We start from the raw sequence: 25,625 nt of genomic DNA, 5'->3' as shown, positions 1-25,625 counted from the left end.
TGGACCCCCGCCTGCGCGGGGGTACGGTTTGCCGGAAGCGGGATCACTTCCCCGAAACATCCACCTCTGCCGTCATCGACAGCCCGACGCGCAGCGGGTGCGCCGCCAACTCCCTCGGATCGAGCGCGACGCGCACCGGCAGGCGCTGCACGACCTTGATCCAGTTGCCCGTCGCGTTCTGCGCCGGGATCAGCGCGAAGGCCGATCCCGTGCCGCCCGAGAAACCGACCACCCGGCCATGATATTCGACCTCGTCGCCATACAGGTCGGAGGTGAGCTTCACCGGCTGACCCGGCTTGACCTTCGTCAGCTGGCCTTCCTTGAAGTTCGCGTCGACATAGGCGCTGTTGACCGGCACGATCCGCATCATCGTCGTGCCCGCCGCGACGCGCTGTCCGACCTGGATGGTGCGGTTGGCGACCACGCCGTCGATCGGGGCGCGGACGATGGTGCGGTCGAGGTCGAGCCGCGCCTGCCGCACGCGTGCCTCCGCCGCCAGCACGTCGGGCGCGCTGTTGGCCGTCGCCCCCTGGATCAGTGCCTGATTGGCGGCGAGATTGCCCGCCGCCGCGACCCGCTGCGACCCGGCCTCGGCCACTGCCGCGCGCGCCTGTTCGAGCGCGGCACGGGCGGACGCCAGCGCATTGGTCGCGGCGGTCAGTTCGTCGCCCGATACCGCGCCATTGGGGGCGAGCCGCTGCCGACGGTTGAAATCGACCTGCGCCTTGTCGAACGACGCCTGCGCCGATGCCAGTTGCGCGCGGGCACTGGTCACCTCGGCCCCCTTGGCCTGGACCTGCGCCGACAGCGCGCCGCTGGTCGCCGACGTCTGGCCGAACTCGCGGCGTGCCTTGGCCAGATCGGCCTGCGCACTCGCCAGCGCGATCCGCGCGTCGCTGTCGTCGAGCCGGACCAGCACGTCGCCGCGCTTCACCGCCTGGGTTTCCGACGCGCCGATCGCGATCACCTGTCCGGCGACCATCGGCGTGATCTGCGCGGTTTCGGCCCCGACATAGGCGTTGTCGGTCTCGACATAGTTGCTGCCGACAAGCGCATACCAGGTGCCATAGCCCGCGCCGCCCAACAGGACGATCGCGGCGATGCCGGTCAACAGCTTCTTGCGCTTGGACGGGGCAGGGGTGTCGGATGCGGCCTTGGCCTCGGCGAAGCTGCGGTCGGCGGGATCGGCATCAGCCATGGGTCAGGTCCTTGTTCTGCTGTGCGGTGGCCGGCGCGGTAAAACCGCCGCCCAGGGCACGGACGAGCGCTATATCGAGGGTAAAGGCACGTGCCTGCAGGTCGGCGACGATCCGCCGCGCCTGCAACACCCGGTCCTGCGCGACCAGCACGTCGGTGAAGCGCGACAGCCCGCCTTCGAAGCGTAGCCGCGCGACATCATACCCGGCCTGCGCATCGGTCAGCGATTGTTGCGATTCGGTCAGCCGCGTGGTCAGTGCGCGCTGGCTGACCACCGCATCGGCGACCGCGCGATAGGCGTCGGTGACGGTCCGGTCGTAATCGGCGACCGCCGCGTCATAGCTGCCCCGCGCGACGCGGTAGCGGCCCTGTAATTCGCCGCCGCGAAAGATCGGCAGGCTGAACGCCGGACCGATGCTGCCTGCGGTCGATCCGCCCTTCACCAGATTGCTCAGACCCAGCGATTGCAGGCCGAACACCGCAGACAGGCTGAACGACGGATAGAAATCGGCGCGCGCGACCTTGATCCGGCGCGCCTCCGCCTCGACCCGGGTCCGGGCCGCGACGATATCGGGACGGCGCGCGATCAGGTCGGTGGTGACGCCGATCGGCAGCCCGCGCGCGGCGATGGTCGCGGCGGGCGGGGCGATCGCCAGCCCCCGGTCCGGCCCCTTGCCAAGCAGCGCGGCGATGCGGTTGCGGGTCAGGGCGATGGCTTCGTCGGTTGCCGCTACATCGGCACGCGCTGCCGGCACCGCCGAGTCCGCCTGCTTCTGCTCGGCGCGCGTATCCAGACCGCCGGTCACCCGGTCGGCGGTCAGCTTCGCGGTCTGCCGCCGCACGTCGAGCGCCGCCAGCGCCACCGCGCGTTCGGCGAACAGCCGCGCCAGATCGGCATAGGCATCGGCGATATTGGTCGACAGCGTCAGCTGCGCCTGCGCCAGATCGAGCTGCGCCGCCGCCGCGTCCGACCGTGCCGCCGCAAAGGCCGCACGGTTGCGGCCCCACAGATCGAGATCGAAGCCCAGTTCGCCCTGCACCCGGCCGGTGTCGTTCCAGCCCTTCGGCACGAAATCGGCGGGAATGCCGTTGTTATAGCTTTGCTTGGTCGCCGCGACATTGCCCGATGCGCCGAGCGTCGGCAGCTGCGCGGCGCCGGCCTGCTGCGCATAGCCCTCGGCCTGCGCGATCCGCGCGGTCGCGGCGGCAAGGTCGGGCGATCCGGCCAGCGCCTCGGCGATCAGCGTATCGAGCTGGGTGTCGCCATAGCCCTGCCACCAGTTCTGCACCGGCCATGCGGCATCGCCCGTTGCCGCAAGGCTGCGGTCGGCGGCGAAGCTGGCCGACGTCCGCGGCACCGGCGCATCCGCAAGATGGGGTACGGTCGCGCAGCCGGACAGGAACAGGACCGCAAGCGGCACCAGCGAACGGGCGTTCCGGAGAATCTCAGTTGTCATGCGAAAACCGTACTAGTGGGTACGCCGCGTGCCATGATCCTGCGGCTTGCGCCTGTCAACGATTATCTGTACTCGACGGTACAGTTTATGAGTACGACCGAAGAAACCGCGCCCGGCAAGCGGGAAGCGCGCAAACAGGATCGCCGCGACGCGATCGTCGCCGCCGCGCGTCGGTCGTTCCTCGACGACGGCTATGCCGCGACATCGATGTCGGGCCTGCTCAAGACGCTGGGCGGGTCGAAGGCGACATTGTGGAGCTATTTCCGGTCGAAGGAGGAATTGTTCGCGGCGGTGATTGCCGACGTCACCGCCGCCTTTCGCCAGCGGGTGACCGACGAGCTGCTGACGCCCGGCGACATGCCGGCGACGCTCGTCAATTTCTGCCGGGTGTTCATGAACAAGACCGCGCATCCCGACGCGGTGGCGGCATGGCGTCTGGTCGTCGGCGAAAGCGGCCGTTTCCCCGAAGTGGGGGCGATCTTCTACGAACAGGCGGCAGGCCATATCGAACGCGCGCTCGCCACCTACATCGCCGAACAGATCGCGGCGGGCCGGCTGCGCGACGAAGGACCGACCGACATGGCGCGGATGCTGATCGGCATGACCGGTGCGCAACAAAATCGTCGCCTGTGGGGGGTCGAACCCGCGCCGGCGGACGGGATGGAGGCGGAGGCGCGGCGCTTCGCCGGCTATTTCCTGCGGCTGTTCGCCATCGGCTGATTCGGTTCGCCGCGCGGGCGACTCGTCTCGACTCAAGCCAGTGGATCGGCCCGACTCGCCGACTCATCGTCGCGCGCATGAAACGAACCATCCGGCATCGCTGCGGCCATCTGCAGCACCATGACATCTTCACCTTCACCGCCGCCGACCAAACCCGCACCGAATTGCGGCTGGAGCGGCAGCGTTGCGCCGACTGTATGGCGACGGCCCGGGCCGAACAGGCCGCCGCCGATCGAGCCGCCATTGCCGGATATGCGCTGCCACCCCTGACCGGCAGTGCGCGACAGGTGGCGTGGGCCGACACGATCCGCACCGAACGGCTGGCGAAACTTGTTCGCTCGCACCCCGCCCGCATCGCCGGACTCGCGGCGCAGGTCGATGCGAAATGGTGGATCGATCACCGCCGGACGCCCGACGACGCACTGATGCAATCGACCCTGAGCGTGGCGTGACGGATCGCGAAAATCACGTGGTACGCATCGACGCTCAGCGCCGGTCGGTCCGCACGACGATCGCCCGGCGTCGGGCGGGCAGCCCCCACCACGGCGTACCGGGCGAGAGATGATGTTCGTGATGATAGCCGCCGAAATGAAAACAGGTCAATAGCGACAGTGCCGGACCGACCTTGATACTATGCGTGCGATGCGCGTCCTGAAACGGCGCGTCGCGTTCGCGGTGCGGCAGCCATGTTCCGAACACGAACAACTGCCCGACCGCGCCAAGGGCAGGCACCGCCCAGAATACCACGATGTTGCCAAGCGATGCGCCGAACCCGAAGATGTAGATCAGCGCCATCACCGTGATGCGGGCGATTTGTCCGTGCGAGTAATAGGTCCGGAAGAACTGCAGGAACCATGCCGCCAGACGGGGATCGCCGCCGTGGAAATCGGGGTCGCCGTGCCGGCCCGCATGCTTGTGGTGCAGATGGTGCTGCGGCAGTAGCGCGGCGTAGGACAGGCACGCATAGAGCGACAGGCACAGCGTACCAACCGTCCGATTCAGGACGGGATGGGTCGGCGCCAGCGCGCCATGCATCGCGTCGTGCGCGATGATGAACAGCCCGGTGCTGAGCCATGTCTGCATCAGGATCAGCGCAACGGCAATCGGCAGCGTGCCGATGCTCCACTGCCAGAAGAATATGCCGGTGATGTGGATCGCCAGCCAGGTGACGACGATCGCAACCGACAGCGATACGCCGATCAGTGTCTGACGCCGCAACGCCTTCGATCCGGACGCGATCGACCTCACCGCTCAGCGTCTGACGGTAAAAGGTCATCCTGTCGGTCGCGCTGCGGAACGCGCTGGCGCTGGTCGGCATGTGCCCGCAACTGCGCCTTCAGCACGGCCGGTTTGCGGGCGAACAGAAACCCGTGGCTGACCGTGCCATGCTTGCCCTCGACCGCATGGTGCAGCCGATGTGCCTGCAGCAGCCGTTTGAAATAGCCGTGCTTGGGTACCCATCGAAATCCGCCCCGTTGATGGACGAGCATGTCGTGGACGAAGGCGTAGATGCCGCCATAGACGGTGATGCCGAGCGCGGCCCACCACAGCGGTTCCCACCACAGGCCGACGACGAACAGCGCGATCGGCACGATCGCGAAGACCACCGCATAAAGGTCGTTCTTCTCGAACCACCCGGCGTGATCCTCGTGATGCGACTTGTGCCAGCCCCAACCCCAGCCATGCATGACGTATTTATGCGCAGCCCACGCGAAGCACTCCATGAACAGGACCATGAAGGCGACGATCGCGATTTTTTCGAGCCAGGTCATTGCGGGACACCATTGCGACGCGCGACGGGCGGGAAGGACCAGAACAACATGCTGTCCACATAAGGCATGCGGGTCGACGATGCGAGTGTGCCGCCGGGGAAAATCGGCGGGTTCCGGTCGGTTGGCGCGGGCACGACACCGCTGCGACGCGTCGCCTTCCAGTCGCCGTCATCGTCCGGCCAGCACCTGCGCGACCCATGTCGGCACCAGTTCGCTTGCCGGGCCGAGGCGGCTTTCGTCGAAGCGGCCCGACCCTGCCGAGCGTTCGAGGTTGAGTTCGAGCGTCGCCGCGCCGCGATCATTGGCCCATTCGACGAACCCGGCGGCGGGATAGACCGCGCCCGACGTGCCGATCGACACGAACAGATCGCAGGTGCCAATGGCGTCGACGATCCGGTCCATCGCGTACGGAATCTCGCCGAAAAACACGATGTCGGGCCGTAACGCCGCTCCGCCGCATACGCCGCAGGGGCTGTTCGGCGGCAACGGGCCGGTATGCGCTACACGGGTGCCGCATATTGCGCACAGGGCGGACCGCAGCGCGCCGTGCATGTGCAGCAGCCGGCGCGTCCCCGCGCGCTCATGCAGGTCATCGACATTCTGCGTCACGATCAGCAGTTCGCCGGTCCAGCTTCTTTCGAGTTCCGCCAACGCCACATGCGCCGCGTTGGGAGCCACGTCCGCCAGCGCCGCGCGCCGCAGATCGTAGAAGCGGTGCACGAGCCGGGGATCGGCCCGCAACGCTTCGGGGGTGCAGACATCCTCGACCCGGTGCCCTTCCCATAAGCCCCCGGGACCGCGGAACGTGGCGATACCCGACTCCGCGGAAACGCCCGCTCCCGTCAGGACGACGATGTTGCGCATTGGCTGCATCGGACCTGCATAGGCGACACCGTGGTCAGCGCAAGCGGTCGGTCAGCCAGTGGCGCAACAACATGGTCACTTCGCCCGATCGCTCCATCGGCGACAGGTGTCCGCAATTGCGGATGACATGGAAGCGGGCGTCGGGAATACGATCCGCCAATGCCTGCGCATCCTCGACCTTGCAGATGCGGTCGCGATCCCCGACCGCGACCAGCGTCGGCACATGGACCGCAGCGATGGCGAGGTCGAGATCGGGGCGGGCGAGCAGCGCGCGCTGCTGCCGTTCGAACACTTCGGCACCGACGCGTTCGGCCATCGCCTGCACCGGACCGCTGACGATCGGGGTCAGCATCGGATCGGCATGCGGCGCGGTGGCGAGCAGCCCCTGTTCATCGACGGTGCGCGCGCGCATCGCCATCGTCGCCCGCGTCCCGAACAGCGCGACGCGTTCGATCCGCTCGGGTGCCTGCCGGATCATCTCCAGCGCGACATAGCCGCCCAAGCTGACCCCGGCGACCGCGATGCGCGGCGGGGCATGGGCCAGCACGCGGGCGGCCATCGCCGACAGGCTGTCGTCGACGCTCAGGTCGCCCAGTTCGGGATGGGCGATGTCGCCGAGGTCGACGACCTGTCGCGCCCATAGCTGGCCGTCGCAACCCATGGCCGGGAGCAGGACGAGCGGTGTCGGTTTTGGGGTCATGACGGCTTCTCCGAACGAAAGGCGAGGGGGGCGAACAGCAGGACGATGGCGACCCGCGCCAGATGGGTGACGACGACGATACCGGGTTCGAGCGACAGGCTGATCGCGACCATGCTCATCTCCGCCAGCCCGCCGGGCGAATAGGCGAGCGCGAGCAGCGCGATGTCGAGCCCGGCGGCCCGGCCCAGCAGGATCGCGACGACGAAGGTCAGCACCATCAGGATCAGCGTCGATCCGGCGGCCAGCGCCAGCAGGCGGACGAACGCCCGCAGATCCAGCCCGGCGAAGCGGCAGCCGATCGTCGCGCCCAACCCGATCTGCGCCGCCGCCAGCAGCCAGCCGGGCACGCGGAAATCGGTGACGCCGGTCATGTGCAGCGCCGCACTGATCGCCAGCGGCCCCATCAGATGCCATGCCGGCAGACGCAGCGCGCGACCGAGGAACAGGCCCACCGCCAGGCTGATCCCGCCCCACAGGAACAGCGCGGGCGACGGCCATGGGCTGATCGACGTGACCGGTGCCGCGGCGATCGCCGCCGCCGCATGGAAATGACGGATGACGAAGGGCAGGAGGAAGACGACAAGAAAGATCCGCGCGCCATGGATCAGGCCGATGGTGCGTTCGTCGGCACCGCGTTCGCCGCCCATCACCACCATTTCGGCGATGCCGCCGGGCATGCCCGCGAAATAGGCGGTGGCGCGATCGAAGCCGGCGACCCGCCGGAACCACAGGACGCACAGCAACCCGGCCAGCGCGAGGAACGGCGGCAGCAACAGCAGCGGCAGCCACCATTCGCGCGCCAGCGCGATCAGGCCGGGATGGAAGGAACTGCCGAGCACCAGACCGATCACCGCCGCCATCGGCCGGCGGGTCGCGCCGCTGGCGGCGATCGGCAGGCCGGCGATGCTGGCGACGGCGCAGGCGGCCATCGATCCCAGCACCCATGGCAGCGGCGCGCCAATCGCGGCGAAGATCGCGCCGCCGGCTCCGCCCACCGCGATCGCGGCGACGAAGCGTAGGACGATGTTCGCCGCGTCCCGTTTCAAGCGAACAGGCTCAGCACGCCGCGCGACGGATCGACGAGCCCTTCGTAGATCATGCGGCAGGCGACATAGACGATGACGGCAAGGCCGATATAGGCGACCCAGCGATAGCGTTCGATCACGCGCGCCAGCCCATTGGCGGCGAGCCCCATCAGCGCGACCGACAGGATCAGGCCGACGGCAAGGATGCCGGGATGCTCGCGCGCCGCGCCGGCGACCGCCAGTACATTGTCGAGGCTCATGCTGACATCGGCGACCGCCACCGCCCATGCGGCGCTGGCAAAGCTGCGCGGGGCAGCCGCCTTCAGCGTGCCGTCTTCGCCCGGCGTGTCGTCATGGTCGCGCAGTTCGCGCCACATCTTCCACGCGACCCATACGAGCAGCAGCCCGCCGGCAAAGACGAGGCCGGTAAGCTGCAACAACTGCGTCACGACCAGTGCGAAGGCAACGCGCAGGACCAGCGCGGCACCGACACCGATCAGGATCACCTTGCGCCGCATGTCCGCCGGCAAGCCAGCGGCCAGCGCCCCGACGACGATCGCATTGTCGGCGGCCAGCATCACGTCGATCAGCACGACCTGTGTAAAGGCGGCAAGCGCGGACGGACTGCCGATATTGGCGAAGTCCGCGACGATATGGTTCCAGAGTTCGGTCATCGGTTCAGCTGACGAACGGGAAGGCGAGCACGATCATCCCGACCAGCGTCATCACGACACAGACCGCCGTCGCCGGGATCAGCGTGAACCGCTGATGATCGGCAAGGTCGATGCCGGCAAGGCTGACCAGCAGATAGGTCGAGGGGACGAGCGGGCTGAGCAGATGGACCGGCTGTCCCATCAGCGAGGCGCGAGCGATGGCGATCGGCGACACGCCATAATGCGCGCCGGCTTCCGCGAGGATCGGGAGCATCCCGAAATAGAAGGCGTCGTTGGAGATGAAAAAGGTGAAGGGCAGGCTGAGCAGCGCGGTGATCGGCGCCATATACGGCCCCAGCGCCGGCGGGATGAAGCCGACGACTTCCTTGCTCATCGCTTCGACCATGCCGGTGCCCGACAGGATGCCGGTGAAGATGCCGGCGGCGAAGATCAGCGACACGACCGACAGCACGTTGCCGGCATGGGCCGCGATGCGTTCCTTCTGTTCGGCGACCTGCGGATAGTTGACGATCATCGCGATGGCGAACGCCAGCATCATCAGCACCGACAGCGGCAGCAGGCCGACCACCAGCCCGACGATCAGCACCAGCGTCAGCGCACCGTTGAACCAGCGCAGGTGATAGCGGCGCGCTTCGGGGAATTGCGACACCGCCATGCCGGTGAAGGCGGTCGGTCCGTTGGCCTTCACATGGCCGATGCGGCGTCGTTCCTTGCGGCCGAACCAGATGGCGAGACCGATCAGGAAGGCGAGACCGGCGAGCATGCCGGGGATCAGCGGCAGGAACAGCGTGGCGGGATCGATCTTGAGCGCGCTGGCGGCACGCGCGGTCGGGCCGCCCCATGGCGTCAGGTTCATGACCCCACTGGTGCACATGAGCAGGCAGCACAGATACAGCCGGTTCATGTCATAGCGTTTGTAGAGCGGCAGCAGCGCGGCGATGGTGATGATGTAGGTCGTCGACCCATCGCCATCGAGGCTGACGATCGCGCACAGCACGACCGTGCCGATCAGGATCAGCATCGGATCGCCATGCACGACCTTCAGCAATCGGTTGACCAGCGGGTCGAACAGGCCGGTATCGGTCATGATCGAGAAGAACAGGATGGCGAACAACAGCATCACGCCGGTCGGCGCGAGGTTCTTGATCCCGTCGATCATCATGTCGCCCAAGCCGCCGGCAAAACCGGCGAGCAGGGCAAAGGCGGTGGGGACGGTGATCAGCGCGACCAGCGGGGTCATCCGCTTGGTCATGATGAGCGTCATGAAGGTGGCGACCATCAGGAAGCCGAGCAGGGCGAGATCCATATGCGTAATGCTCCCCGAGGGATCAGAAGGTGACGGCGATGCGGGTCATGACGGTCTGGCCGTCGTCCGGCCCGACATAGGCGCCGGCGCGATTGTCGGTGTTCCAGTGGACCAGATTGGCCTGGAAGCGGGTGAAGCTGTTGAGATACCAGTTGGCACCGATCGTCGCGGCCCAGCCCTGTCCACCGGTCAGCAGATCGGCGTAATCGAGATTCTCGTAGCGCGCGGTCAGCTCGATCGCGCCCGGCCCGCCTTCGAAGATCGGACGCAGCACGCGCGGCTGTCCGAAGCTGCCGAGACGCGGATTATAGGGCGGCAGGTCGCCGGTGACGAACCATCCGCCCGACAGGCTCCACGCCTTGCTGACGAAATCGGGGCGACCGGCGTCGAGGCGGGCATGGCGCTGCCCCGCTTCGCCCATCAGCCACACCGGGCCGACATAGCCGCCGAGTTCGAGGCCATAGCCGGTGGTGCCGGTGCCGCCGGTCAGCGCGCCCGACGATACGCGCAGCGCGCCGTTGAACCGGCCGCCGATCACGGTGTTGCGGGTCAGCGTGGTCGCGCCCGCGGCCAGCCCTTCGTCGAACCCCCATGCGCCCAGATGCAGGACGCTGTTGCCGGTCTTGATCGGGTTCCAATGGGCGCGGGCCAGCACGGTGCGGCTGTCGTTGCCCGACTGGTTACCGTCGATCCGGTCGCCGGTGAGCGTCAGCGACGCGTGGCCGGTCTTCCAGAACAGGCGCGGCATGATGCCGATGCCATAGAAGCCGCGCTGCGGGATGATCGCGGTCGACACGACGGTGCGTTCCATGAACGGCGTCGAATCCGAACCCGTCGATCCTTCGAACCCGCGATCGTTGAACAGGTGGCCGGCGCGGACGTCGTAATCGATGCCCGGCGCGATCCGGTTGCGCCACCCGATGAACGCGGTGACGATGTCGACCTCGTTCTCCGAAAAATCGCTTTCGAACTGGTAGAAAAAATGCGTGCCGACCCCGCCTTCGAGGCCGAGGCGCAGCGCGCGCATGCCGGTGGTGGTGATGTTGCGCGCGGTATAGTCCGACCCGAAGGTCGAGCTGACATCGGTCAGGATGCGGCCGCGCGGCTTGAAGGTATAGATGCCGTCGGCCGAATGGAACACGGGCAGGCCCGCGCCCCATTCGGTGGTAACGCCGGCGGCATTGGCCTGCCGCGCCTGCGCGACGTCGCGTTCGGCCGGGCCGGGGGGAACCAACTGCGGCGCGAACGGGCTGGTGACGTTGCCGCCCGACTGCGACGGCACCTGCGCAAGCTGTGCCGGCGGTGGTGCGACGGCGGCGGGCGTGGCGGGCGTGGCCGGGGCGGCAACGGCGCTTGCGCTCTCCAACCGGTCGAGCCGGGCGCGCAGCGTCGCGATCTCGGTGGCCTGTGCGCGCACCAGTTCGGCCAGTTCGGCGGCGCTGGGCGTCTGTGCCAGCGCCGGGGTGGCGGCGACCAGCGCGACGAGCGCGCAACCGCTTCGGAAAAGCGTCATCATTTGCTTCCTTCGGTAAGGATCGCGCGCCAGTCGGCCAGGAAGCGGCGGCGCTTGATCGTATCGAGATTGACGAGAAGTTCGGGCCCGACGCGGATCGGGCGCTGCTGTCCGGCCGACAGGCGCGGCGCGCGCACGTCGCTGCGCACCGGCAACAGCCATTGCCGGGCCAGCAGCGTCTGCCCGGTGCGCGACAGCAGGAAATCGAGGAACAACTTGGCCGCCGCCGGACGCCGCGCATCGCGCGCGATGAAGGCGACGCGCGAGGCGATCAACGTATAGTCGCGGGGAAACACCACGCCGATGCGGCGGTCGCGTTGCGCGGCGGCCAGCGCATAAGGGCCGACGACGTTGTACGCGATGGCGATGCGGCCATCCGCGACCGCCGCGAGCATCGGTTCGGTCTGCGGCGACAGCCATGGCCGCGTCGCCGCCATCGCCTGTACCAGCGAACGGGTGTCGCGGGTGATGGCATAATCCTCGGCCAGATACAGATAGCCGACGTTCGATCGCGCCGGATTATAGGTCGCGACCTTGCCGGTCAGCGGCACGCGGCCGGCGCGCAACAATGCCTCGAACGCCTGATGGGTCCGCGGCACCCGCCCCGGCGGGATCAGCCGGCGGTTGTAGACGAAGGCGACCGGCTCGGAGGTGACGCCATATCCCATGTTCTTCCACACCGCATCGGCGGGCAAAGCGGGCTTTTCGGGGCTGTGATAGGCCTGGGCATAGCCGTCGTTGATCAGCTTGGCCTGCAAATCCATGCCCGACGACCAGATCAGGTCGGCACTTGGGACCCGGCGCTGCGCTTCGGTGACGACGCGGCGATAGATGTCGCGCGACTCGAGTACCTCGTACCGCACGGCGACGCCGGGATAGGTGCGGCGGAACGCGGCGATCAGCGCCGCCATCGCCGCCGCATCGGCATTGCCATAGATGCGCACGCCGCCCTCGGCCCGCGCCGCCTCGATCAGCGCGTCGTACGACTGCGGATAGCCCGCCGGGCGTTGCGCCACCGCCGGCCCGGCCAGACCGATCAGCGTCATCAACAGGATCAGGAGTCGTTTCATGCACATCCTCTCGCTTCCCGTCTCTCGGTTCGGGTAAGCACTGGGGCATGTCGTACGCATCGAACCTGTCAGCCACCTTTCACCGGATTGGTTTCCGATGCGAATATTGATCGTCGAGGACGATGCCGCGCTGGCGCGCAGCATCGTCGCGTTGCTGCGCAGCGCCGGCCACGCGGTCGATCCGGTCGCGCGGGGCGAAGACGCGCTCATCGCCTTGGCCGACGAGCCGTATGCGCTGGTCATTCTCGATGTCGGGCTGCCGGACATCGACGGGTTCGCGGTCTTGCAGGCGCTGCGCCGGCGCGGCGACAAGGTGCCGGTGCTGATGCTGACCGCGCGCGACGCGCTGGACGACCGGGTGCGCGGGCTCGATCTCGGTGCCGACGATTATCTGCGCAAACCGTTCGCGCCCGAGGAACTGGAGGCGCGCATCCGGGCGCTTGGCCGCCGGCGCGGCGGTGATCCGACCCCGGAACTGGTGATCGGATCGCTGGTGCTCAACCGGTCGACGGGACAGGCACAGATCGGCGACCGCGTGCTCGACCTGCGGCGGCGCGAATGGGCGGTGCTCGACGCGCTGGCGGCGCGGGCCGGACAGATCGTCCCGCGCGAAACGCTGCAATCCGAAGTGTTCGGCTATGACGATCCGGTCGGTCCCAACGCGATCGAGGTCAACATCACCCGGCTGCGCGGAAAGCTCGCCCCCGATGGACCGGCGATCCGCACGGTGCGCGGCGTCGGGTATCTGCTCGATGCCGGCTAAGCGTCCTGCCGGCACCGAAAACCATCGCGGTCGTGCGCTGGCGCTGCGCACCCGGCTGCTGGCGGCGATGCTGGCGCCCCTGCTCGGCATCGCGGTGCTGCTGGGTCTCGCCGGGGCGACGCTGATCGCCGATGTCGTGCGGCGGACCAACGACCGGGTGCTGGGCGGCGCGCTGGGCGCGGTCGCCGAAACGGTGCAGGTCGAACGCGGCGAGGTGACGATGGACCTGCCCGCCGCCGCGTTCGGGATGCTGGAAAACAGCGAACGCGACAATGTCTATTACCGGATCGCGGTCGGCGAGCGGCTGCTGACCGGCTATGCCGGCCTGTCGGCACCGCGCATCGCCGATCTCGCGATCGATACGCCGCGCTTCCGCTATGCCAGCTATCGCGATCAGCCGATCCGCATCGCCGAGGTGCGTCGCGACCTGCCACGCATCGACGGGCCGGTGATCGTGCAGGTCGCCGAGACGCTCGACGGACGCCACGCATTGCAACGCCGGCTGCTGGTCGCGCTGCTGCTGGGCGAGGTGTTGCTGGTGGGCGTGGCGATGCTGCTGATCCGCCCGGCGCTGGGCTGGAGCCTGCGTCCGCTCGCCCGGCTGCGCGGCACGGTGGCGGCGCGCGACACGCGGGCGACGCCCGATCTGTCGCCCCTCGATACCGGTCCGCTCCCGGTGGAACTACGCCCGCTAGCCGAGGCCTTCGACCACCTCCTAGCGCGCCTCGACACCGCTACGGCCGGCATCCGCCGCTTTACCGCCGACGCCTCGCATCAGATGCGCACGCCGCTGGCCGTGCTGAAGGTACAGGTCGCGCTGGCGCGACGCGGCGATCCGGCGGCGCTTGGCGAGATCGCCGATGCGGCCGACCGGCTCGAACGCCTCGTCACGCAACTTCTTGCCCTAGCCAGGGCCGAGGAAGCCGGTGCATCGCCCCCCCGCGAACGGATCGACGTGCGCGAGGTGGTGGTGGCCGTCATCAATCGCCGGATCGGTCAGGCGATCGAGGCGGGAGTGGACATCCATCTGGATGCGCCGGAAGCCGACGTGGCGATCGCCGGCCACCGCACGCTGTTGTTCGAAATCCTGTCGAACCTGCTCGACAACGCGATCCGGTACAATGGCGACGGCGGCATGGTCACGATCGGCATCGCCGAAGCAGGCGGCAGCGTGACGCTGAGCGTCGCCGATAACGGACCCGGTCTGCCCGATGACGACCTCGACCGGGTCGGACAACGTTTCGTGCGGCTCGCGACGAGTGCGGGCCGGGAAGGGAGTGGCCTGGGCCTCGCGATCGTCCGCTCGGCCACCCAGCGACTGGGCGGCCGGATCGAGTTTCGCAATACCCGCCCCGGTTTCCGCGTGACGCTCCACTTCGACGATGTCGGGACCGACCGCATCGCTGCGATCGGTCCCGACTGACGCTGGACGCATCGACGTTTAAGCTCAGAAGCTGAAATTGGCCCCTGCGCTGAACGCCCGGCCGACCAGACCGGCATAATGCCAGCTGCTCAGATAGTTCGGATTGCTGGTATAGGCCCCCGATGCGAGCGGTGCGCGGTTGTTGGTCACGTTCTGGACGTTGACGAAAAAGCGGAACTGATCGTTCACAGCCACCGCCGCGTTCAGGTCGGCATAGATGAACGGCCGGATATAGCATTGCGCGGTCAGCGCCTTGCTGCACGACAGGTCGATCACTCCGTTGACGTCGGGGATCTGGTCGGCGGCAACCTGCTTGATCCGGCCGACATAATAGGTGGTCGAGGTCAGCGCGAAGTTGCCGATTTCAACCGAGTTCTGCCAATTGCCACGGGTGCGCGGCGTACCGCCGCCCGACGACAGCTGGTACGGCCCCAGCGTACCGGCATATTTCTGCACCACGCCCGCCGGGGTCACGAGGTCGAGATTGATGACCTGCGTGATGTCCAGCCGGCTGATGAGGCGCACCCGGTCCGACAGCGCGACGTTCAGGTTCGCCTGCATGTCGACGCCCGAACTGACCTGATAGTTCGCGTTGACATAGGGCACGTTGAACACGAGCAGGCGGGGCAGGGCGCCCGGGTTGTTGGGATCGGGCGCGTCGATGACGTTGCACCGATAGCCGTCGCCCACCGCCGCCAGCGCGGCACAGCCGGCGGTCGCGTTCGTCTGCTCGTAATAGGCCTTGATCGCATTGGCGCGCAGCGGGCCGCTGATGATGAGGTCCGACTTCTTGATGTTGTAATAGTCGACGGTCAGGTTGAACCAGCGCACCGGCTTGAAGATGGCGCCGGCCGAGAAGCTGCGCGAGACTTCGGGCAGGATGTCGGGATTGCCGGTCGAACCGCCGCCGATGCTGTAGGTCGCGGTATAGGCCGTGTTACCGGGATGCGCCGCGACGAAGCTGGCCGGCGGCGTGAACGACGAGAAGCCCGAATAGCTGCTGGCCGGGTTGTTTTCGGCAAAGGTCGGTGCGCGGAACCCCTTGGAATAGGTCGCCCGCAGCGAGAACTGGTCGATCGGCATGAACTTCATGCCGACCTTCGGCGAGAAGCGGCTATAGCCCTGCGAATAGCTGTCGTAGCGGCCCGACACGTTCAGGTCGAATTCGCGGAAGAACGGTGCGTCGACTTCGAAGAAGCCCGCAGCCACCGTCTGCGCGCCCCGCGCCGACGACGTGTTCAGCCCGTAATAGCTGAGGTCGCGGTTCTGGTTGCGGTTCATCAGCGTCTCGCGACGGACCTGGAAACCGACACCGGCGTTCAGGTCGCCGCCGGGCAGCACCATCACCGACTTGAGCAGCGAACCGCCGATCGTCGCGACCGTCGAATAGGACGGCGTGGTGCGATCGGGCGAAACCTGTTCGCGCACCGCCGCCGTGTTCTGCTCCGGATTGACGAAATTGTAGCTGCCGGTGTTGACCGCGTTCAGCAGGCCCTGAATGTTCAGGAACCCGCGTTGCGTGACGCTGAAATTGTCGCGGGCATAGACGCCGTTCAGACGGAACTTGAAACCGCCGCCCAGATCGCCCGAGATACCGGCCGTCGTGCGGAACACGTCGACATAGCGGTGGCTGTTCGCCGGGATGTCGCCGAACGAATAATAGATGCGCGCCGCCCCCTGACCGGGATTGTTAGCAAAGGCGGCGGCATAGGGGTTGTTGGGGTTCAGGCGTCGGTCGGCCGCGGTCGCGCAATTGACGCCGGCCGAGCAGACATAGACCGGCAGGACGATGCCCGGGCTGCTGGACGCGAGCGCCGCCGACCCGCCGAACGGCTGCGTCTGGCGGATGCCGGTCGGCGCGCCCTTGATGTCGACTTCGGAATGCGAATAGCTGCCGCTGGCGAACGCTTCGAAACTGTCGCTCAGGCGGATGCTCAGGCGACCGGTGGTCGAATAGCGTTGCTGCTGCGGCTGGATGATCGAATATTCGTCGGGCAGGTTGTGGGCGCAGCCCGTTCCCTGCGCCGCCGCCGTGTTCACCGTATAGGTGCCGAACGGGCAGGAACCGGGATTGAGCAGCTGATACTGGTTGGACAGCGGGGCACCGACCTTGCCCGACAACGGGTTGTTCAGATCGCTCTGGCTGACCCGGACCACGACCGCCTGCGGGTTCTGCGCGACCAGCGATTCGTCGTTGAGGTTGCGGTCGGACAGGCCGCTTCGCCGCAGGTCGAGCGTGTTGAAGGGATAGCCGCGCGAGTTGTTGGTGATGTACGCGTCGTAGGTGTATTCACCGTTCAGGTAGAAGTTGAAGCCCTGTTCGCGATAATCGCCATAGCCGGCGGTCATCGTGGCGCGGTAGCGCGAGCCGTCCCCCTTTTCGGTCGTGCCGCCCTGCATCGAGCCTTCGACGCCCTGGAACTGCTTCTTGCTGATGAGGTTCACGACGCCGCCGATCGCGTCCGCGCCATAGGTCGACGACGCGCCGTCCTTCAGCACCTCGACCCGGTCGACGACGCTGAACGGGATCGAGTTCAGGTCGACATAGGCATTGTGCCCGTCATCGTTCAGCGGAAAGTTCGCCGAACGAAGCCCGTCGATCAGCACGACGGTCGATGAAACGCCGAGGCCGCGCAGCGACACGGCGGCACCGCCGGCCGAAAAGCCGTTGCGGAACCCGGTCGAGATCGAACCGGCGCTGTCAGCGGAAACCGAACGGATCGCGTCCTGTACCGTCGTGATGTTGGCGCGTTCGAGCGTCTCCGACGTCAGCACGGTCACCGGCGAGATCGAGCTCGCGTTCGAATCGCGGAACAGCGTACCGGTGACGACGATGGTCGCGGGCGGCCCGGCATCGACGGGCGCTTCTGCCGCGCCATCGACCTGCGGCACCGCTGCGGGATCGGCGGTGGTAGCGACCGGTGCCGGCACCGCTTGCTGCGCATGCACCGGAAAAGCCGTCGCGGTCAGTAAGGCAGCGGTCGAGATCCCGCAACGCAAGGTGGCGGATACCGAGTTGAACAGATGCACCGAGAATTTCCCTCAAATAACGCGACGGATGTACCGCCTGTCCCCATGCGTCGTTCGTCACGACACGGTGGACCCGTTATTGCCGGGGTCGTTACCAACGCTTTAAGGACCCAAGGGATTGTGAAAACAATTTTTTGTATGTCGCCCTGCCGCCGGACGCGTCTGCCGTTTCGGACGGCTTGTGCGGGAGGTGGCGCGCAGGAACCGCCGCGATAGGACGCGTTCGAAAACGTCGCGGCATCGATCGTGCATCGGCACGGCGGATCACGTCCGGCGTGACGTCAAGGAAACGGGAACGAAACCATCCCGCCGCTCACACCGTGCAGGTACGCACCGCCTGAGCCAGCGCGGTCAACGGATCGCCGACGGGCACGAATTCATGCGCGAAATAACCGTCGAATTGCAGATCGGCGATGCTGCGGGCGACCGCCTGCCAGTTCACTTCCTGCGTCGCGTCCAGATTGTGACGCCCCGGCACGCCGCCGGTATGGAAATGGCCCAGCCAGCGGATGTTGTCGCGGATGGTACGGATCAGGTCGCCTTCCATGATCTGCATATGATAGATGTCGTAGAGCAGCTTTACGCGCGGCGAATTGACCTCGCTGGCGACGCGCACCCCCCATGCGGTGTGATCGGCCATATAGTCGGCATGGTCGACCTTGCTGTTGAGCAGTTCGATGCAGATCGTCACGCCGTGATCCTCGGCGATCCGCTTGACGCGGTTCAGGCCGATGACGGCGTTCGCCGCACCTTCCTCGTCCGACAGGCCACGACGATTGCCCGAAAAGGCGATGACGTTGGGCACGCCCGCCTTCGCCGCCTGCGGGATGCCGACGCGGAACGCCTGCTCGATCGCCGCATGGTTCTCGCGGCGGTTGAGGCCGTTCGCGATCGTCATCACGTCGGCGGCATAACCCATCGTGCAGCGCAGCCCGTAGCGGCGCGGCACGTCATATTCGGCGGGCTGCAATAGGTCGATGCCCTGCAAGCCCATGCCCGCCGCCGCCGCGCACAGCCGGTCGAGCGGAATATCCTGGTAACACCAGCGGCTTACCGACTGTTTGAGCCGGCCGGCATTGGCCGACGGCGCGGGCATGGCCGCGGTAGCGCCGAGCGCGAGGGAAGAGCCGAGGACGGTGCGCCGATCAATCATCCGCGAATGCTATGACAAAATCCGCAGGCGGCAAAGAACAAAGCGGCAGATGCGCCGCCTCGCAATTCGGTCCGTTGAACCGCCGACCGCGGCTGGAGCCAAATTCGATAATGCTTATTATGTAAAATCAGGCGGTGTTTCCGGTATCGAGGACCAACGTACCCCCTTCAACGTGCCAACTTCGTAACCTTGACAGGGAGTTCTTGCGCAAGCTCGACGGCGGCTCCGATTTGGCGCAGACCAGCGACCGGCACCGGCATCCGGTCGATGACGGGCGAACCGGCCGGTTCGGTGCGGAGGTGGCGATCCTGATCAAGACCGGGTTACTCTATTTCGATCAGGCGATCCGCCACGGTTCGATCCGCAAGGCGGCGGAAACGCTGAACATCGCGTCGTCGGCGGTCAATCGCCAGCTGTTGCAGCTGGAGGAAGAGCTCGACGTGCAGCTGTTCGTCCGGATGCCGCGCGGGATCCGCCCGACCGCCGCGGGCGAGGCATTGCTCGGCTATATCCGGCGGTGGAAGCGCGAGAGCGTCGCGCTGCGCCACGAGATGCTGCGGCTGCGCGGCGGGGAGCGCGGGCTGATCCGCATCGCCGCCGCCGAAAGCCTGGCCGACGACCTCGTGCCGCGGACCATCGCCCGGTATCAGTCGCGCTTTCCGCTGATCGAATTTTCGCTGCTGGCCGGCGATAATCACCGGGTAAAGGCCGAATTGCTGTCGAAGGACGCCGACGTGATCTGCGCGTTCGATCTGACGGGAACGTCGCGCACCGCGACCGTCGCGCATGTCCAGACGCCGATCGGCGTCATCGTGCCGCCCGGCCACCCGCTGGCCGCGCTCGAGCGGATCACCCTGCCCGACTGTATCCCCCATGCGATCGTGGCGCCGAACGACGACTGGCTGAAGCAGAGCGTGCTGCACGACCTGTTCGACGCGGGCGACATGCCGCTGAAACGGGTCGCGACGGTCGAACGGATCGACACGCTCAAGAACCTCGTCCGCGCGGGGATCGGCATCGCGTTCCTGTCGCGGATCGGGCTGGAGCGCGAGCTGGCGGCGGGCGAGCTTTGCTGGGTGCCGCTGGCGGAGGGCGTGGTCCGCCCGGCCAGCATGTCGATCCTACTGCAACGCGGGCGGGTGATGCCGATCTATCTCAGCAGCTTCGTCGACCTGCTCAAGGAAGAGTTCGCGCTGCTGGCGACACCGGCACCGGCCTGACCGCATCGGCGGCATCGGCCGCGTCAGCCAGTCGCCGCGCCAGAAACGCACAGGCGATCAGCTGCAACTGGTGGAACACCATCACCGGCAGCAGCACGACGCCGACCTGCGCCGGCGGAAACAGCACCCCCGCCATCGGCACCCCGGTCGCGAGGCTCTTCTTCGAACCGCAAAAGCGCATCACCGCCGCGTCGGCGGGGTCCAGCTTCATCGCCCGCGCAATCAGCCCGGTCAGCACCAGCACCACCGCCAGCAGCGCCGCGCACCATCCGACCAGTTCGGCCAGCTCCACCGCCCCGACCTGCGACCACAGCCCTTCGGTCACCGCCGCGCCGAACGCGGTATAAACGACCAGCAGGATCGACCCGCGATCGAGCGTGGTCACCAACCGTTTGCGCGCGGCGATCCAGTCGCCGATCCACGGGCGCAGCAAATGCCCGGCCGCGAAGGGCACCAGCAACTGCAACACGATCGCCTGCACGCTGCCGAACGACAGGTTGACGCCTCCCGTACCCGGCAACAGCAACGCGGCCAGCGCGGGCGTGACCGCGATACCGAGCAGATTAGACAGCGACGCGCTGCATACCGCAGCCGCCACGTTGCCACGCGCAATCGCGGTAAAGGCGATCGACGATTGCACCGTCGAGGGCAGCAGCGTCAGAAACAGCAATCCGGTGGCCAGGTCCGGTGCCGGCAACCCGCTGCCGGTAATCGCAAGGCCGAGCAGCGGAAACACGACGAAGCTGGTCGCGAGGATCGCGGCATGCAATCGCCAGTGCCGCGCCCCGGCCAGCAGCGCGCTGCGCGAAAGTTTCGCGCCATGGACGAAGAACAGCGCGACGATCGCGGTATCGGCGGCGATGTCGAAAATCGGCACGCCCATCCCGCGCGGCGGCAACAGCGTCGCGATCACGACGGTCGCGAGCAGCATCAGCACATAGGGTTCGATGGTGGCGAACAATCGGCGGATCATCGGGGCACTCCGGTACGCAATACGGGATCAACTGCCCCGGTAGGTGGAATAGCTGTACGGGGAAACGAGCAACGGCACATGATAATGGCCGCCGTCCTGCGCAATGCCGAAATCGATCGTCACCCGGTCGATGAACGGCGGATCGGCCAGCACCACCCCGGCGGCACGAAAATACTCGGCCACCGCGAAGCACAGCGCATGGCGACCCGCCGACAGCCGCAGCGCGGCGAGGTCGGGACAGCGACCATCGGCGTTGGTCACGCCGTCGAACAACGCCGTGCCGCGCCCGTCGAGCAGCGTGACGGCGACCCCGGCCGCCGGTCTGCCATGCGCGGTATCGAGGATATGGGTCGACAGCGTCGCGGTCATGCCGCCGCCTCCCCGCGCGGCCACGAACCGACGAATTCGACCTCGTCATACGCCAGATACGCGGCGATCATCGCCTCGCGGTCGTCGAGGAACAGCTGGTCCGCCACGCCCGCCACCAATCGCGGCAGCGCGTGGCGCAATCCCGACAGCGCCGATGCCGACAGGCCAAGGCTGATGAGACCCGAATAGTTGAACGCGAACAGGCCGTGCAGCTTGTCGGCATGATCGGCGTCACGTGGCAGGAACTGGAATTGCGGCCCCAGATAAGGATGGGCATCGATCAGCGGATTGGTCGCCGCCGCGTCCGCCGGGCGAAATCGATCGGCCCAGCGCGCGATACCGTCGGCGACCAGCGCCAGCTCGGGCCGGAGCGCCGGATCGGTGACCAGCCCCGTCGACAGCACGAGGAAGTCGAACGTCTCGGTCCCATTGGGCGTGGTGACCACGACCCCTTCGCCGCTGTCCGCCACGTCGAGCCACGGCGTCCCGAGATGGAGGTGAAAGCCGGGCAGCGCCGATGCCCGTTCGAACGTGTCGTTGGTCGGCGGTTGGCTGCGGTCGAAGAACGCGACCATCATCCGGTATTTGGCGGCATCGTCCAGCGCCGGGAAGCGCCCGATGATCCCGCTGCGCTCCATATGCCGGATCGGGTTGACCTGCGGCAACGCCGGGCGACGGACGAAGACATGCGCTTCGCCCACACCGGCGGACAGTGCGGCATGGGCATTGTCGAACGCCGATGCCCCCGCCCCCAGCAACGCGATCCGCTTGCCCGCCAGCGCCGCATAGTCGATCGTGGCCGAGGTATGGGCATAGCGCGTCGTCGGCAGCCGATCGCGAATGAACGGCGGTACGTGCCAATGGCCACCCCCCTGAATCCCGGTCGCCAGCACGACCTTGCGCGCGAGCAGCGGCGCACCTTCGGCCAGATGGACCCGGAACCGCCTGCCCAGCGGCTCGATCAGCGTGACGCGCGCATCGTTGCGCACCGGCAGTTTCAGCACGGCGCGATACCAGCGCAGATACGCCATCCAGTCACGGCGCGGAATCTTGTCGAGCGCGTCCCAGCCCGCGCGCCCATGCTGCGCCTCCCAGAACGCGCGAAAGGTCAGCGACGGCAGCCCCATGTCGATCGCGGTCAGATGCTTGGGCGTGCGCAGCGTCATCATCCGCGCATAGGTGTCCCACGGCCCTTCATAGCCCGCCGGATTTTCGTCGAGCACGAGGATGTTCGACACCCGTTCGCGCAGCAGCCCGAACGCCGCGCCCAGCCCGCTCTGCCCGCCGCCGACGATGACGACGTCGTGGACATGGCCCTCCGCGCTTTCCTGCGGGACGGTCCATGCCGGACCGCCATGCGCGAGGCGTTCGAGGTCGCGCGCGACCTGTTCGGCGAGGGCGGCAAGGCCGATGGGTCGGGTCATGCCACGGTCTCCAGTCGCAGGCGGACGATATGGCCGATCTCTTCCAATGCGGTCGCCATCTCGGTCGCATCGTCGTTGCCCAGCCGCTCGGCCATCGCCCGCAGGATGCCGGCCCGGTCGGTCCGCCGGACGCAAATGACGAACGGAAAACCGAACCGCGCGCGATAGGCGGCGTTGAGCGCATGAAATCGCTCGAACTCGTCAGGCGTCATCCGGTCCAGCCCGGCGGACGCCTGTTCGCTCTGTGATTCGACGGTCAGCGTACCGGCGATGGCGGCGCGGCCGGCCAGTTCGGGATGGGCGCGGATCACGGACAGCCGCTCGTCAAGCGTGGCATCGGCCAGCGTCGCGATGATCCCCTCCGCCAGATCGGCAAAGGGTCGCCGTGCCGCCGCGCGTTCGACCACCCATGGCGAATGCTCGACGATCGCGGCGTAGCGTTGGACGAATGCTTCGGAGGACAATGCGTTGAAATCAGGCTCGGTCATGATCCCGCCCCCTCGATCGAGACATGCGCGGCGACGACCTTCCAGCCATCGGCGAAGCGGACCCAGCTCTGGCTCTGCCGCCCGCGCCGCGCGTCGCCCTCGCGAAAGAATTCGGCATTGGCAGTGGCATGGTCGCGGCCGAAACTGTGGATCGCGACAACGCCCAACCGGCGCTGCGGCGATCCGCCCCGTCCCGTACGGAACGCGCGAATGGCGTCCGCGCCGTACAGCACCTCGCCCACGCCATAGCGGATGGTGGTCGGATGATCGTGGAACAGCCCGTCCATCGCCGGCACGTCGTCGGCCATCAACGCGGCTTCATAGGCCATGAACGCGGCCGTCACTTCGGCCACTACCTGCGGATCGTCGATCGTCATGTCGGGTGCACCTGCTGCCAGTGTCGCGCGATATCGATGCGGCGCGCGATCCACGCATCGCCGCTGGCGATCACATGGTCGACGAAGCGGGCCAGTGCCGCCGCGCGGCCGGGCCGGCCGGCGATGCGCCCGTGCAATCCCACCGACATCATCCGCCCGCCTTCGCTTCGCAATTGCTCGAACGTGTCGCGCAGATAGCGGAAGAACGGTTCGCCATCGGCAAAGCCGTTATACGCCACGAACTTCATGTCGTTGGCGTCGAGCGTATAGGGCACGATCAACTGCGCGCGCCCGTCATTGGCGGCGGCATGGCGATGGTCCCAATAGGGCAGATCGTCGGCATAGCTGTCGGCGTCATAGACGAACCCGCCCTCGGCCGCGACCAAAGCGGCGGTCGCGGGCGAGGTCCGCCCCTGATACCAACCCAGCGGCCGCGTGCCGGTCAGCCGGGTGTGCAGCGCGATCGCCTCGGCGATATGCGCGCGCTCCACCTCCGGCGGAACGCGCTGGTAGTCGATCCAGCGCAGGCCGTGGCTGGCGATCTCCCATTCCGCCGACAGCATCGCATCGACGCTCGCCGGATTGGCGGCCATGGCGGTGGCGACCGCGAACGCCGTGACGGGCACCTGCCGTTCGGCGAACAACCGGTGCAGCCGCCAGAATCCGGCGCGCGAACCATATTCGTACAGGCTTTCCATCGCCATCGCGCGCGCCGGGTGGCTCGCCGCGCCGACCATTTCCGACAGGAACGCTTCCGAACCCGCATCGCCGTTCAGGACGCTGTTCTCCGCCCCTTCCTCGACATTGACGACGAACTGGACCGCGACGCGCGCGCCACCCGGCCAGCGGGGGTCGGGCGGCGATGCGCCATATCCGATCAGATCGCGTTCGGCGATCATCCGTCATAGCTTTCGAGCGCGGCATCGACCCCGGCCCCGGCGGGCAGCGCCAGCCCTTCGGCGCGCAACACCGCCTCCAGTGCCGCCAGCGTCAGCAGCACCTTGTGCTTCATGGCGTTATATCCCATCGCGCCGATCCGCCAGACCTTGCCCTGAAGCGGTCCGAACGCGGTTCCGATCTCGATCTCGAAATCCTCGCGCATCCGGGCGCGGACCCGCTCGCCGTCGACACCGTGCGGGATGACGATGCCGGTGACGTTGGTCATGCGGAAACGGTCGTCGCCGAACACCTCCAGCCCCAGCGCCCGCGCGCCCGCCACGACCGCCCGCCCCGCCGCCGCATGGCGCGCGAACCGCGCCGGCAACCCCTCGCCCAGCGCGATCCGGGCGCATTCGCGCGCGCCGTACAGCATCGTCGTCGCTTCGGTATGGTGGTTCAGCCGCTTGTCCGACCAATAGTCCATAATCATGGCGACGTCGAAATAGTTGCTGCCGATCCGCACCCCGCCGGCATCGGTCAGGTCGTCGCGGCGAATACCCTTTTCGACATGCCGCCGCCCGAGAATGCGTTCCGCCGCGCGTGGCGAGACGGTGATCGGGGCCGACCCCGATGGACCGCCCAGGCATTTCTGCAACCCGCCGGTCACGATGTCCGCGCCCCATTGATCGGTGGCGATTTCCATGCCGCCCAGCGTCGCGGTGGCATCGACATACAGATACGCGCCCGCCCCGCGGCACAGCGCCCCGACCCCGTCCAGTGGCTGCGCCATGGTGGTCGAGGTATCGCCATGGACGCAGGCGACGACCATCGGCGCGCTACGCTCGATCGCATCGGCGATGGCGTCGATCGGCACCGTCTGCCCCCATGGTACCGACAGCCGCTCGACCGTCGCGCCGATCCGTTCGCCGATCTCCTGCAACAGCAATCCGAACCGGCCGAAATCGATCACCAGCAGCCGGTCGCCGGGAGCGAGCAACGACACCAAAGACGCCTCGATCGCCGCGCGCGCGGTGCCGTCGATCAGGAAGGTCCAATGGTTCTCCGTCCCGAACACCGGACGGTACAGCGCCATGACCTGATTCATGTATCCGGTCATTTCCGGGTCGAACTGGCCGAGCAGTTCGGCGCTCATCGCGCGCAGCACGCGCGGATGGGCGTTGACCGGGCCCGGCCCCATCAACAGCCGCTGCGGCGGATCGATCTCGCC

The 25,625-nt window shown here is 67.3% G+C and carries 25 protein-coding genes; 5 read left to right on the top strand and 20 right to left on the bottom strand.

Annotated elements, in window-relative coordinates; translation table 11 throughout:
- Window positions 1-43 precede the first annotated feature (43 nt).
- Together ASE70_RS18960 and ASE70_RS18955 are read right to left on the bottom strand one after the other, a co-directional pair.
- The gene (locus ASE70_RS18960; RefSeq protein ID WP_056508079.1) at window positions 44-1,198 is read right to left on the bottom strand and encodes an HlyD family secretion protein; all 1,155 of its coding nucleotides are present in this window, start codon (window positions 1,196-1,198) and stop codon (window positions 44-46) included.
- Window positions 1,191-2,654 carry an efflux transporter outer membrane subunit gene (locus ASE70_RS18955; RefSeq protein ID WP_056508077.1) on the bottom strand — a complete coding sequence of 488 codons (1,464 nt, stop codon included), beginning with the start codon at window positions 2,652-2,654 and terminating at the stop codon, window positions 1,191-1,193. The genes ASE70_RS18960 and ASE70_RS18955 overlap by 8 nt, the downstream gene beginning before the upstream one ends.
- Before the next feature lie 87 nt (window positions 2,655-2,741).
- Here ASE70_RS18955 and ASE70_RS18950 point away from each other — a divergent pair, with 87 nt between their 5' ends.
- A complete protein-coding gene (locus ASE70_RS18950) occupies window positions 2,742-3,374 on the top strand; it encodes a TetR/AcrR family transcriptional regulator (protein ID WP_055998251.1) in 633 nt (210 codons plus the stop codon).
- 77 nt (window positions 3,375-3,451) lie between these two features.
- Window positions 3,452-3,826 (top strand): hypothetical protein, encoded by a 375-nt coding sequence (locus ASE70_RS18945; RefSeq protein ID WP_056508075.1) that lies wholly within the window; start codon window positions 3,452-3,454, stop codon window positions 3,824-3,826.
- Window positions 3,827-3,860: 34 nt separating this feature from the next.
- Here ASE70_RS18945 and ASE70_RS18940 read toward each other — a convergent pair whose 3' ends face one another.
- The 9 genes from ASE70_RS18940 to ASE70_RS18900 all read right to left on the bottom strand — a co-directional run bounded on the left by ASE70_RS18940 (window position 3,861) and on the right by ASE70_RS18900 (window position 12,298).
- Window positions 3,861-4,622: a fatty acid desaturase gene (locus ASE70_RS18940; RefSeq protein ID WP_235520073.1), complete on the bottom strand. Its 762-nt coding sequence runs from the start codon at window positions 4,620-4,622 to the stop codon at window positions 3,861-3,863.
- On the bottom strand, window positions 4,619-5,146 hold the full coding sequence (locus ASE70_RS18935; RefSeq protein WP_055998190.1) for a sterol desaturase family protein: 528 nt from the start codon (window positions 5,144-5,146) through the stop codon (window positions 4,619-4,621). The genes ASE70_RS18940 and ASE70_RS18935 overlap by 4 nt, the downstream gene beginning before the upstream one ends.
- A 168-nt stretch (window positions 5,147-5,314) precedes the next feature.
- The gene (locus ASE70_RS18930; RefSeq protein ID WP_056508074.1) at window positions 5,315-6,019 is read right to left on the bottom strand and encodes an NAD-dependent deacylase; all 705 of its coding nucleotides are present in this window, start codon (window positions 6,017-6,019) and stop codon (window positions 5,315-5,317) included.
- A gap of 25 nt (window positions 6,020-6,044) precedes the next feature.
- Window positions 6,045-6,710, bottom strand: coding sequence for an alpha/beta fold hydrolase (locus ASE70_RS18925; RefSeq protein WP_056508072.1), 666 nt, complete (start codon window positions 6,708-6,710; stop codon window positions 6,045-6,047).
- Complete coding sequence (locus tag ASE70_RS18920; RefSeq protein ID WP_056508070.1) at window positions 6,707-7,756, bottom strand: AbrB family transcriptional regulator; 1,050 nt, start codon at window positions 7,754-7,756, stop codon at window positions 6,707-6,709. Before ASE70_RS18920 ends, ASE70_RS18925 begins: the two co-directional genes overlap by 4 nt.
- On the bottom strand, window positions 7,753-8,409 hold the full coding sequence (locus ASE70_RS18915; RefSeq protein WP_056508068.1) for a YjbE family putative metal transport protein: 657 nt from the start codon (window positions 8,407-8,409) through the stop codon (window positions 7,753-7,755). The genes ASE70_RS18920 and ASE70_RS18915 overlap by 4 nt, the downstream gene beginning before the upstream one ends.
- A gap of 4 nt (window positions 8,410-8,413) precedes the next feature.
- A complete protein-coding gene (locus ASE70_RS18910; protein ID WP_056508066.1) occupies window positions 8,414-9,715 on the bottom strand; it encodes a CitMHS family transporter in 1,302 nt (433 codons plus the stop codon).
- A gap of 22 nt (window positions 9,716-9,737) precedes the next feature.
- Window positions 9,738-11,231, bottom strand: coding sequence for an OprO/OprP family phosphate-selective porin (locus ASE70_RS18905; protein ID WP_056508064.1), 1,494 nt, complete (start codon window positions 11,229-11,231; stop codon window positions 9,738-9,740).
- Complete coding sequence (locus ASE70_RS18900) at window positions 11,228-12,298, bottom strand: ABC transporter substrate-binding protein (RefSeq protein WP_056508062.1); 1,071 nt, start codon at window positions 12,296-12,298, stop codon at window positions 11,228-11,230. The genes ASE70_RS18905 and ASE70_RS18900 overlap by 4 nt, the downstream gene beginning before the upstream one ends.
- A 97-nt stretch (window positions 12,299-12,395) precedes the next feature.
- On the opposite strand from ASE70_RS18900, the gene ASE70_RS18895 reads away from it, so the two are divergent.
- Both ASE70_RS18895 and ASE70_RS18890 read left to right on the top strand, forming a co-directional pair.
- On the top strand, window positions 12,396-13,061 hold the full coding sequence (locus tag ASE70_RS18895) for a response regulator (protein ID WP_056508059.1): 666 nt from the start codon (window positions 12,396-12,398) through the stop codon (window positions 13,059-13,061).
- Complete coding sequence (locus ASE70_RS18890) at window positions 13,051-14,484, top strand: sensor histidine kinase (protein WP_056508057.1); 1,434 nt, start codon at window positions 13,051-13,053, stop codon at window positions 14,482-14,484. The genes ASE70_RS18895 and ASE70_RS18890 overlap by 11 nt, the downstream gene beginning before the upstream one ends.
- Before the next feature lie 24 nt (window positions 14,485-14,508).
- Here ASE70_RS18890 and ASE70_RS18885 read toward each other — a convergent pair whose 3' ends face one another.
- A complete protein-coding gene (locus tag ASE70_RS18885; RefSeq protein WP_235520071.1) occupies window positions 14,509-17,433 on the bottom strand; it encodes a TonB-dependent receptor domain-containing protein in 2,925 nt (974 codons plus the stop codon).
- Window positions 17,434-17,827: 394 nt separating this feature from the next.
- Complete coding sequence (locus ASE70_RS18880) at window positions 17,828-18,610, bottom strand: hydroxypyruvate isomerase family protein (protein ID WP_082451156.1); 783 nt, start codon at window positions 18,608-18,610, stop codon at window positions 17,828-17,830.
- Between the two features lie 260 nt (window positions 18,611-18,870).
- Between ASE70_RS18880 and ASE70_RS18875 the strand changes: the two genes are divergently transcribed.
- Entirely contained in the window at window positions 18,871-19,887 is a 1,017-nt protein-coding gene (locus tag ASE70_RS18875) for a LysR family transcriptional regulator (RefSeq protein ID WP_056508052.1), read from the top strand.
- On the opposite strand, the gene ASE70_RS18870 is transcribed toward ASE70_RS18875, so the two are convergent.
- From ASE70_RS18870 to ASE70_RS18840, 7 genes are read right to left on the bottom strand one after another with little or no spacing between them, the layout of a single operon-like run.
- Window positions 19,844-20,860 carry a bile acid:sodium symporter family protein gene (locus ASE70_RS18870; protein ID WP_056508050.1) on the bottom strand — a complete coding sequence of 339 codons (1,017 nt, stop codon included), beginning with the start codon at window positions 20,858-20,860 and terminating at the stop codon, window positions 19,844-19,846. The two genes, ASE70_RS18875 and ASE70_RS18870, sit on opposite strands and share 44 nt — an antisense overlap.
- Window positions 20,861-20,887: 27 nt before the next feature.
- Entirely contained in the window at window positions 20,888-21,229 is a 342-nt protein-coding gene (uraH, locus tag ASE70_RS18865) for a hydroxyisourate hydrolase (RefSeq protein WP_056508114.1), read from the bottom strand.
- The gene (locus tag ASE70_RS18860; protein WP_156356344.1) at window positions 21,226-22,653 is read right to left on the bottom strand and encodes an FAD/NAD(P)-binding protein; all 1,428 of its coding nucleotides are present in this window, start codon (window positions 22,651-22,653) and stop codon (window positions 21,226-21,228) included. Before ASE70_RS18860 ends, uraH begins: the two co-directional genes overlap by 4 nt.
- On the bottom strand, window positions 22,650-23,141 hold the full coding sequence (gene uraD, locus ASE70_RS18855; protein WP_056508048.1) for a 2-oxo-4-hydroxy-4-carboxy-5-ureidoimidazoline decarboxylase: 492 nt from the start codon (window positions 23,139-23,141) through the stop codon (window positions 22,650-22,652). Before uraD ends, ASE70_RS18860 begins: the two co-directional genes overlap by 4 nt.
- Window positions 23,138-23,518 carry an oxalurate catabolism protein HpxZ gene (gene hpxZ, locus ASE70_RS18850; RefSeq protein WP_056508046.1) on the bottom strand — a complete coding sequence of 127 codons (381 nt, stop codon included), beginning with the start codon at window positions 23,516-23,518 and terminating at the stop codon, window positions 23,138-23,140. Before hpxZ ends, uraD begins: the two co-directional genes overlap by 4 nt.
- Window positions 23,515-24,417 (bottom strand): allantoinase PuuE, encoded by a 903-nt coding sequence (gene puuE, locus ASE70_RS18845; protein WP_056508044.1) that lies wholly within the window; start codon window positions 24,415-24,417, stop codon window positions 23,515-23,517. The genes hpxZ and puuE overlap by 4 nt, the downstream gene beginning before the upstream one ends.
- Entirely contained in the window at window positions 24,414-25,595 is a 1,182-nt protein-coding gene (locus ASE70_RS18840; RefSeq protein WP_200925692.1) for a pyridoxal-phosphate-dependent aminotransferase family protein, read from the bottom strand. Before ASE70_RS18840 ends, puuE begins: the two co-directional genes overlap by 4 nt.
- Window positions 25,596-25,625 lie beyond the last annotated feature (30 nt).

The sequence above is a fragment of the Sphingomonas sp. Leaf22 genome (genome assembly GCF_001421715.1).
In the GTDB taxonomy this organism is placed as follows: Bacteria; Pseudomonadota; Alphaproteobacteria; order Sphingomonadales; family Sphingomonadaceae; genus Sphingomonas.
This window is presented reverse-complemented; position numbering and strand designations above follow the sequence as displayed.